At 31.0% G+C, this 2,942-nt stretch carries 3 protein-coding genes; all 3 read left to right on the forward strand.

All coding sequences use genetic code 11. The features are described from left to right. Positions 1-426: 426 nt before the first annotated feature. The 3 genes from J6D32_RS00605 to J6D32_RS00615 are packed head-to-tail and all read left to right on the forward strand — an operon-like array spanning position 427 to position 2,901. The gene (locus J6D32_RS00605; RefSeq protein ID WP_287467164.1) at positions 427-1,659 is read left to right on the forward strand and encodes a hypothetical protein; all 1,233 of its coding nucleotides are present in this window, start codon (positions 427-429) and stop codon (positions 1,657-1,659) included. Positions 1,660-1,712: 53 nt separating this feature from the next. Then, positions 1,713-2,582, forward strand: a complete 870-nt coding sequence (locus J6D32_RS00610) for a hypothetical protein (protein ID WP_287467165.1) — start codon at positions 1,713-1,715, stop codon at positions 2,580-2,582. 1 nt (position 2,583) lies between these two features. Continuing rightward, positions 2,584-2,901, forward strand: coding sequence for a hypothetical protein (locus J6D32_RS00615; protein WP_287467166.1), 318 nt, complete (start codon positions 2,584-2,586; stop codon positions 2,899-2,901). The last annotated feature ends 41 nt before the right edge of the window (positions 2,902-2,942 follow it).

Below are 2,942 nucleotides of genomic sequence, written 5' to 3' on the forward strand. Positions count from 1 at the left end.
CAATTGTTCGATTACGAAAATGATTGATAATTCATTACCGATGGTATATCATAATGTTGGTGTAATCTTAGACTAAGAAGTAATCTCGCATTACTTCTTTTTTTTATTTCCAAATCTTATTCTTAATGGATTGATCAATCGGTCAGTCCTTTTTTATTTACTTACTCTGGATTAGAAAAAAATAAAATCATCTCCTTTCTATAATGTGAGGAAAAATACTATTATAATTATTTTGCCCAACCCCCGACCTTTTATCCGTTTCAGTGTTCCTTTTGTTATCTCACAAAGTTAACTTATAAATAACTTGGTTAACCTAAAGATAACTTATAGATAAAAGGGGTTTACAACTATAATAATGCACGCTATTATATAGTTAAGGAAGAAATCGATTAGAAATTAAATTAGATTAGAAAGGATGTTATTTTTATGGAAGAAAACAAAAAGAAAGAAGCTACTAAACAAATTCAAAAAAACTTTAAGTTCAGTACTGAAGAAGAAAAGAATGAGTTAACGACTTTGTTAGCCAATATGGAGTTGGCAGGAAGTACAGATGGAGCTAAAATTTTAAATTTAGTGAAATCATTAATGAGTACAGCAGAATATAAAGAGGTAATCGAAGGAGCTGATGAATCACTAAATGCGATTTACAAAGCTGGTTTAACTGAGTTGGAAATCTTAACGGATTCAATTCGCGATCGTTATCGCATATTAATGAACACTTCAAATGAAGCTTTCAAGAAAAGTGAAGCGAAGAATGAAAAATACTTTGGTAAAAAAATCGAGAATTTAGAGAAGTTAATTGAGAAAAAAGAAGATGATGAGTTGAAATTAAAGGCTGAAATTGAGTCTTTAAACAAGTTGTTAAGCGATAAGCGACGAATTGCTGGTGAAGCAGTAGAACGTGCTGACGAATTAGAGAAACAACTTTTAGATAAAGATAAAATCATTGAAGATTTACGTTCTCAAATCTCACAAAAAGATTCAGAAGTTAAAGAAGTTAAAGCAGAGAAAGAACAATTAATCATCGAAAGCAAAGAAGAACGTGAAGATTTAAAGAAATCGATTGTTGATTTAAATAAGTCTCAACAAGAAAACTTGAAAAAAGTTGATGAATTGAGAGATGAAAATGACAAACTTAAAGCAAGTTACGCAGGAGTTAATCAAGTTAATAGCGAGTTAACGTTAAAATTAAGTCAAAAAGAGATGGAAATCGAATTCTCTATTAAAGAGAAAGCACGATTAGAAAGTGATTTAGCTCGTATTCAAGGCGATTTAACTCGCATTCGAGCTGAAAAAGATGAAGCAAATGCTAAAGTTGAGCAAAGTTTAATCGCTACTCGTCAGTTAGAAGAAGAACTACGAAATCAGATGATGAAAGTTATGAGTGATTTAGCGACTCAATCTACCCCTACCCCTGTTTTAGAGGAAGATGGAGGGAAAGATAGTCAGAATACAACGACAACTAAGCCGAAACCAACTGTTCAAAAGACAACTTTTCAAGTAGTCGATTCAAAAGGTAAAAAACTTTTCGAAGGGAATTTAAGTGGATTAGTGAAGTACGTTAATACCGTTCAATCTGAAAAAGTAACGACTAAAACAGATGTTAATGTAATTGAAGATTTACTAAGCCCATGTGTTCTTAAAGTAATTAAAAAATAAAAGATAGCCCTAATAGGGGCTATCCTTATTAATTAAAGATGGAGAGATGTTTTATGAATTGTGGTTCTTTGGAACTTTTGTTGGATGGTATAGGGTTATCTTATAAATATTTTTATAAAGATTATCATCAAAAAACGGAAATTAGTAAGGTTTGTATTAGTGGTTTGGTTGATATTGAGGCAAGCGAAATTGAGTTAATCTTGAATGATATCGACTTTTTAAGAGAAACTATTTACAATAAATTCGAAAGATTTTTGAGTTTTAAGGAAAGAATTGAGCAAATCGAAAAACTCTGGGAACGTGATAGAGTTGTTGTTTTTGATAGTTTGAAACTTTCGTATTCTCAATGTTTGAAAGATGATTTCAATTTAAAAAAAGTTTATTTAAAATCATCTTCTAAGACTGTTTTTTGCACTCCGTTAACGGGTCGTTTTGTAATTGGTTATGCCGATTTCATGTTTTTTGATCAATTGTTGGTTCCTTTAAATGATGTATTATCAAGTGAGGAGCTTGAAGAAGCAAAGAAAATCGTAAATTCAAAAGCAACTTGTTGGAATCATGAGAAAAAATTAATCGATTTTTCAACTTTATCAGAGCGAGAGGTTGCTTTAGTTTTAAATAACATCATCGGTGATAGTTTTTTCCACGATTATAGCGATGGTTGTTCATTCGAACGAACTTTAGATGTTTCTAATACTCGTAGTAATATTTATCATTTCAAGAGTAAAAAGAATAAAAAAACTTTTTACTCGATCTATTTTAGTTTTGAAGAACGATTAAGACCTATATTTATCAAATATCAGACTTCTTATGGGTCGTTTAACCATACTTTACGAAATAAAATAGCTTTAACATCTGAGGTTATCGAAATTATTTCAGAATTTAGATTTAGTCAAAATATTTACGGGGATTGGTGGGAATAGCATGGTATCAAGTGTTGTTATGAATGATTTGTTTGAGAAATTGCATTATTCGGATATCGAATTACTCGAAGATGGAACGGTTCAAGCGACTAATCCTCTTGGTGAGCAGCGAGTATTCGAAGTTAAGCGATTAGAGGGAGCTAAAAAGTCTTATTTTATCCATGCTAATCGACTTTCTTTTTTAGTAGTTGAACTGATGGATGATATCTACCCTATCGAATTCGAATTAGAAGTAGATGGATTTACGGTGAATTTTAGAGATTATTACTACCAATTAACAGACGAAGAAAAACAAAAGCTCACTGATCTTTACAAATAAAAGGTTTAGGGATGTAGATTATCATAAGAAAGGGGTTATTA

The organism is Turicibacter sp. (genome assembly GCF_017941855.1).
Lineage (GTDB): Bacteria > Bacillota_I > Bacilli_A > MOL361 > Turicibacteraceae > Turicibacter > Turicibacter sanguinis.

Excerpts from the sequence above, each read along its gene's own strand:
- J6D32_RS00615 (WP_287467166.1), top strand. The coding sequence starts at position 2,584 with ATGGTATCAAGTGTTGTTATGAATGATTTGTTTGAGAAATTGCATTAT.
- J6D32_RS00610 (WP_287467165.1), top strand. The coding sequence starts at position 1,713 with ATGAATTGTGGTTCTTTGGAACTTTTGTTGGATGGTATAGGGTTATCT.
- J6D32_RS00605 (WP_287467164.1), top strand. The coding sequence starts at position 427 with ATGGAAGAAAACAAAAAGAAAGAAGCTACTAAACAAATTCAAAAAAAC.